Consider the following 6,679-nt stretch of genomic DNA (forward strand, 5'->3'; position numbering starts at 1 on the left):
TGTTCAGACCTTCCCTAGAGATGAGCCATGGGTAAAGAGAGCACTCAGAAAAAACTGTCGAGGGTCCGCCCGCCGCGCGTGCAGATCACCTATGACGTCGAGATCGGCGACGCGATCGAAACCAAGGAACTGCCCTTCGTGCTGGGCGTGCTGGGCGACTATTCCGGCCATAGCAAGGAGCCGCTGCCGAAGATGAAGGAGCGCAAGTTCGTTCAGATCGACCGCGACAACTTCGACGAAGTGCTGAAGGGCATGGCCCCGCGTCTGGCGATGAAAGTCGACAACGCGTTGAAGGACGACGGCAGCCAGCTGGGCGTCGAGCTGAATTTCGAATCGCTGTCCGATTTCGAGCCGCAAAACGTGGTGCGCCAGATCGACCCGCTGAACCAGCTCTTGGAAGCGCGCAGCCGCCTGGCCGACCTGCGCAACAAGCTGTCCGGCAACGACAAGCTGGAAGAGCTGCTGGATGAAGTGGTGCGCGACACCGAGAAGCTGCGCCAGATCGGCCAGCAAGCCGGCAAGAAGGAAGGAGGCGAACAGTGAGCGCGGAACTGCAACAACAGGCGGCGCCCGCCGCCGCCGAGGCGACCAGCCTGCTCGACATCATCATCGAGCAAAGCCGCATCGCCACCAACGAGAGCGAAAAGAGCCACACCCGCGATCTGATCGGCGAACTGGTAGACCAAGTGCTGCAAGGCAGCGTGACCGTGTCGCGCGACCTGTCCGCCAGCATCGACGCCCGCATCGCCGAGATCGACAAGCTGATCTCCGACCAGCTGAACAACGTGATGCACCACCCGGATTTCCAGAAGCTGGAAGCCTCCTGGCGCGGCCTGAACTACCTGATCATGCAGTCCGAAACCGGCACCATGATGAAGATCAAGGTGCTCAACGCCTCCAAGAAGGACCTGGTCAAGGACTTCAAGGCGGCGGCCGAGTTCGACCAGAGCGCGCTGTTCAAGAAGATCTACGAGGAAGAATACGGCACCTTCGGCGGCGCCCCGTACGGCGCGCTGGTGGGCGACTACGAATTCACCCGCCATCCGGAAGACTTCTACCTGCTGGAAGAGCTGTCGCATGTGGCGGCCTCCGCCCACGCGCCGCTGATCACGTCGGCCGATCCGGGCCTGTTTGGCCTGGAAACCTTCGCCGACATCGGCAAGCCGCGCGACCTGGCCAAGATTTTTGACACCGTCGAATATGCCAAGTGGAAATCTTTCCGCGAATCGGAAGACTCTCGGTATGTTGGCATGGTGCTGCCGCACGTCCTGGGCCGCTTGCCGTACGGCCGCGACAACGTGCCGGTGGAGGAATTCGACTTTGAAGAAAACGTCGATGGCAGCAACCACGACAAATACCTGTGGACCAACGCGGCCTATGCCTACGCGGCGCGTCTGACCGACGCCTTCGCCCAGTACGGCTGGCTGGCGGCCATCCGCGGCGTGGAAGGCGGCGGCCTGGTGGAAGGCCTGCCGGCTCATACCTTCAAGACCGACGACGGCGAAGTGGCGCTGAAGTGCCCGACCGAGGTGGCCATCACCGACCGCACCGAGAAGCTGCTGTCCGACTTGGGTTTCATCTCGCTGGTGCACTGCAAGAACACCGACTACGCCGCGTTCTTCGGCGGCCAGTCGGCGCAGAAGGCCAAGACCTACAACACGGATTCGGCCAACGCCAACGCGCGTCTGTCCACGCAGCTGCCGTACATCTTCGCGGTATCCCGCATCGCGCATTACATGAAGTCCATCATGCGCGACAAGATCGGCAGCTTCGCCTCGCGCCAGAACGTGCAGGACTACCTGAACACCTGGTTGGCTCAGTACGTGCTGCTGGACGATTCCGCCAGCCAGGAAGCCAAGGCCAAGTACCCGCTGCGCGAAGCGCGCGTGGACGTGGTGGAAGTGCCGGGCAAGCCGGGCGTCTATCGCGCGGCGGCTTTCCTGCGTCCGCACTTCCAGCTGGACGAGCTCACCATTTCTCTGCGTCTGGTTGCCGAGCTGCCGCAAGCGGCCGGTTGACGCATTGTTCGTTTGGGGGAGATCCCGCCCCCATTTTTTGACCTTGTTAAGGAGAAGTAACAATGGCTTTTGATGCATTCCTGAAGATCGATGGCATTCCTGGTGAGAGCGGCGACGACAAGCACAAAGACTGGATCGAAATCCAGTCCTTCAAGCACAAGATGGAACAACCGGCTCAGGTTTCCGCCAGCACCGCCGGCGGCGCCACTGCCGAACGCGTGAACCACGACATGTTTGAAATCACCCACTTCCTGGACAAGGCTAGCCCGAAGATCTACGAAGCGTGCTGCACTGGTAAGCACATCAAGGAGATCACCATCGAGCTGTGCCGTTCCGGCGGCGACAAGCAGAAGTACATGGAAGTCAAGATGGAACAAGTCCTGATTTCCAAGGTTGAGCCGCAAGGTTCCGCCAACGACGCCGGTTTCCCGGGCGAAAAGGTGAGCTTCAGCTACGGCAAGATCAAGTGGACCTACACCCAGCAGAAGCGTTCCGACGGCCAAGGCGGCGGCAACGTCAGCGCCGGTTGGGACCTCACCGCGAACAAGACCATCGCCTAATTCCAGTAATGGAATGACAACCCGCCCGGCCCCGGGCGGGTTTTACGCCTCTACTCAGACCTGTGGGAAAATTTGCTATGAAACGTTTGTTGACCGCCTTGTTTGTTACCGCGTTGTGCGCCGCCTGCGCCACGCCCAAGAAAGCGGAACCGACCCCTAGCCAAGCTGCCCAGGCTGCCGCCGCCGCCAATGATCCCAAAGCGCAGATCGCCAAGCAGGCTGCTGTCAACTACGCCGCCGACGCTACCCTGATCCCGTTTGACAAAATGAGCGCCAAGCTGAGTCCGGTGGGCGAAGCCCAGCTGGATCTGCTGGTGGCCAAAGACCTGAAGAATGCCAAGTCCATTCTGGTGCGCGGCCACTGCTACCGCCGCGACATCGGCAACGCCAAGGCCGCCGCCCAGACCCGCGCCGTCAGCGTGCGCCAGTACCTGGTGGATGCCGGCGTGCCGCCCAGCAAGATCACGATGCGTTACGACACCGAGCGTTCGCTGCATGCCGTGCGCCTGGTGGTGAGCAACTGATTACGGATTCGCCATGAAGCTTCCCGCAGCCATTCGGCCCCGCCAAGTGGGGCATGGCTGCAGGGTGGCCGGTTTTTGACTTGTTCCTGATGGATTCACTGTAAAGCCATGGACCTTAGCACCCTTCTTGCCAGCTTCGCCTCCGCCTTCACCCAGGACCGCCGCCAGCTGACGCTGTCCTTCGGCTCCGGCGGCATCGCCGCCGAACAGCTGCTGCCGCTGGCGCTGGATGGCGAAGAAGGGGTGTCCCGGCCGTATCGCTTCACCATCACCTGTTTGTCGCCCGACGGCGCCATCGAACTCAAGACCCTGCTCGGCCAGCCGGCGCGCATAGGGATCGCGGACGCGGCTGGCGGCGAATCGATCCGCTGCGGCGTGGTCAGCGAGGCCCGGCTGGCGGGTTCCGATGGCGGCTTCGCCAAGTACGCGCTGGTGATCGAGCCGCCGTTCGCGCTGCTGCGCCACCGCCGCACTTCGCGCGTGTTTCAGGACCTGACCGTCCCGCAGATCATCGAGCAGATCCTGCAGGAGCATCAGCAAGCCAACCCCGCCTTCGCCCGCGGCCAGGCGCTGGAAATGCAAATCGGCCAGGCCGATGCCCGCAGCTACTGCCTGCAATACCGCGAGAGCGATTACGAATTCATCGTGCGACTGATGCACGAAGAGGGGTATGCCTGGCGCTTCGAACATGTGGATGGAGATAGCCCGCAGGTCAAGCTGGTGGTGTTCGACGACGTCTACAGCCTGCCGCCGGCCCAGATCGAGCGCGCGCGCTTCCACCGCAGCGACGCCACCGAAGACGAAGACGGCCTGACCGAGTGGCAGAGCCGCCGCCAGATCGTGCCCGGCCAAGTGGCGCTGGCGACGTTTGACTACCAGCCGGTGTCCACCCAGCACGTCGGCGACCAGAGCCGCATCGCGCAAGGCAAGGACGGCGCGGCGCTGCAATCCACCTTGCAGGACTACGACCCGCAAGGCCTGTATTACGCCGGCGACGCCGAGCAACTCTCTCGCTACGCCCAGCTGCGACAGCAAGCTTACGACCTGCAAGCCAAACAATTTGAAGGCGGCGGCACCATCCGCGGCCTGACCGCCGGCCAGTGGCTCCGCCTGGACAACCACCCGGCCCACGAAACCGACAGCCCGCAAGACCGCGAATTCGTCGTCATCGGCCAAACCCTTCAAGCGCGCAACAACCTGCCGCAGGACCTGGCCCAGCAACTGAAGCTGGCCGCGCCGAGCCTGCTGGCGGGCGGACTCGCCACCGACGCCGCGCCGTTTGCCTCGGACCAGCCCGCCGCCCCGTTCACCACCCGCATCCAGGCCCAGCGCCGCGGCATCCCGCTGACCCCGGCCTACGCCGGCACCGATCACGCCAAGCCCACCTCGCTCGGCGTGCAAACCGCCACCGTGGTCGGCCCGGCCGAGCCAACCGACCAAGTGGCCGACGAGATCTACACCGACGGCCAAGGCCGCATCAAGGTGCAATTCCACTGGCAACGGCCGCAGGAACACCCCCAATTCGGCGCCAACCTGGACGACAAATCCAGCTGCTGGCTGCGCGTGGCCATGCCCAGCGCCGGGGCCGGTTTCGGCCACCAGTTCATCCCGCGCATCGGCCAGGAAGTGCTGGTCGACTTCATCGAAGGCGACATCGACCGGCCCGTCATCACCGGCGTGCTGTACAACGGCAGCCACCCGACGCCGGACTTCAGCGGCGCCGGCGCGCTGCCGGCCAACAAGACCCTGTCCGGCATCAAGAGCAAAGAACACCTGGGCGGCGGCTACAACGAACTGCTGTTCGACGACACCCCGGGCGAAGTGCGCGCCAAACTCAGCTCCGAATCCGGCAAGACCCAGCTCAACCAAGGCTTCCTGACCCACCCGCGCAGCAACGGCAAAGCCCAGCCGCGTGGCGAAGGCTTCGAGCTGCGGACAGACCAGCACGGCGCCATCCGCGCCGCGCATGGTCTGTTGCTGTCCACCGAAGCGCAAAACGGCGCCGGCGGCAAACAACTAGCCAGAGAACACGCCCAGTCCCAGCTCGACGCCGCGCTCTCGCTCAGCCAAGCCTTGGCCGAAACCGCCAGCGGCCAGCTGGCCGACAGCATGGAAACCGGCCCCGAGGAAATCGGCCCGGACAACGCCAAAGCCGGCAAAAAGCCGGACGGCCACCTGCAACACCACGTCGACGCGCTGAAAGCCTGGGAAGCCGGCAGCAACACCGACAAAGACGGCAAAACGGCGAAAGAACAGGCCGGCCAACAGCCGCTGCTCATCCTGTCCGGCCCGGCCGGCATCGCCAGCCTGACCGAACAAAGCCAAACCGTCGCCGCGGGGACCAATCTGAACCTGGTCGCCCAACGCGACGCCAACCATACGACGGGACGACGCTGGATTCACAACGTGGGCCAGCACATCAGCCTGTTTGTGGCCGGGGTGAAAGACAAGGTGGCGCTGAAGCTGATCGCGGCCAAGGGCAAGGTACAGGTGCAGGCGCAGAGCGACGCGATGGAGCTGACGGCGGATAAGGATGTGACCATTACCTCGGTCAAACAGAAAATCCAGTTCAACGGTAAACAGGAAATCCTGCTGACCAGCGGCGGCGCTTATGTGCGCATCAAGGATGGCAAGATCGAACTGCACGCGCCGGGCACCGTCAGCTTCAAGGGCGCGAGCCATGATTGGAGCGGGCCGGCGAGCATGACGATGGCGGCCCCGGTCTTTCCCGGCAAGCAGTTCTGCTTGCAGTGTTTGTTGAATGCGATCAAATCCGGCACCGCCACAGCCGGACAAGGGCAGTGAAATGGCTCAATTTTTCGCCATGGACAAAAGTGACGCGCAGCGGCTGGAAGCTCAATTGCGCTCCAAGATGGAAACTGAGTCGGAAGCGATGAACTGGTATGCGTTGCTGGATGCGGGTTTCGACTACGGCCGCGGCCAACCCAGGTTTCCGGGCACGGCTTGGCCGCTGTACTGTCAGCCGGAGTGGGGCGAACTGCGCGACGCTTCGCCCTTGCTGATAGAGGCGTCATGGGAAGCGCCCCATGTTTTGCCCAAGTTGCTGCGCCACTGCCAGGGTAGGCCGATGCTGGCTTTCGTGGCCAGCGAGTTGGACGCGCAAGCGCTGTGCGACGCCTGGCAGCGCTGCTTGCAAGTAGAAACCGACGACGGGCAAGGCTACCTGCTGCGCTTTGCGGATACCCGCATTGCCTCCGCCCTGCCACAGGCCTTGCATCCGGCCTCCTGGCAACGCTTGTGCGCGCCGCTACGACAGTGGCTGATCGTGGATCGCGTCGGCAACATACAGCCCTTGACGTTGCCGCAGGAGCGCGCGCCCGCCAATGAAGAAGACCCCTGGGTCCTGAGTGACGGGGAAATGGCCGCGCTGCTGCAAGAGAGCCTGCCCGATACGCTGGCGGATCAATTGCATGACCACTTTCCAGACCTGCTGCCGCCATCTGGCGCTCAGTTGCATGGCTGGCTGCAACGCGCCGGCCAACAGCTGGCAGAGCAAGGCGTTGAAAATGCCCCCGACCAGCTGACGCTGGCCGTGGCGGTTTGCCTCAGCCGGGGC

General features: G+C 63.4%; 6 protein-coding genes. All 6 read left to right on the forward strand.

Annotated elements, in window-relative coordinates:
- The first annotated feature begins 27 nt into the window (after positions 1-27).
- Entirely contained in the window at positions 28-543 is a 516-nt protein-coding gene (gene tssB / locus BI343_RS13670; RefSeq protein ID WP_071110101.1) for a type VI secretion system contractile sheath small subunit, read from the forward strand.
- A complete protein-coding gene (gene tssC, locus BI343_RS13675; protein ID WP_071110102.1) occupies positions 540-2,018 on the forward strand; it encodes a type VI secretion system contractile sheath large subunit in 1,479 nt (492 codons plus the stop codon). The genes tssB and tssC overlap by 4 nt, the downstream gene beginning before the upstream one ends.
- 62 nt (positions 2,019-2,080) lie before the next feature.
- Positions 2,081-2,578: an Hcp family type VI secretion system effector gene (locus BI343_RS13680; RefSeq protein ID WP_071110103.1), complete on the forward strand. Its 498-nt coding sequence runs from the start codon at positions 2,081-2,083 to the stop codon at positions 2,576-2,578.
- 77 nt (positions 2,579-2,655) lie between these two features.
- Positions 2,656-3,102, forward strand: coding sequence for an OmpA family protein (locus tag BI343_RS13685; RefSeq protein WP_071110104.1), 447 nt, complete (start codon positions 2,656-2,658; stop codon positions 3,100-3,102).
- Positions 3,103-3,210: 108 nt separating this feature from the next.
- Positions 3,211-5,907 (forward strand): type VI secretion system Vgr family protein, encoded by a 2,697-nt coding sequence (locus BI343_RS13690; protein WP_071110105.1) that lies wholly within the window; start codon positions 3,211-3,213, stop codon positions 5,905-5,907.
- Position 5,908: 1 nt separating this feature from the next.
- Positions 5,909-6,679, forward strand: a 771-nt coding sequence (locus BI343_RS13695) for a DUF4123 domain-containing protein (protein WP_071110106.1), incomplete at its 3' end; no start/stop codon positions are given.

The sequence above is a fragment of the Chromobacterium amazonense genome (assembly GCF_001855565.1).
GTDB lineage: Bacteria > Pseudomonadota > Gammaproteobacteria > Burkholderiales > Chromobacteriaceae > Chromobacterium > Chromobacterium amazonense.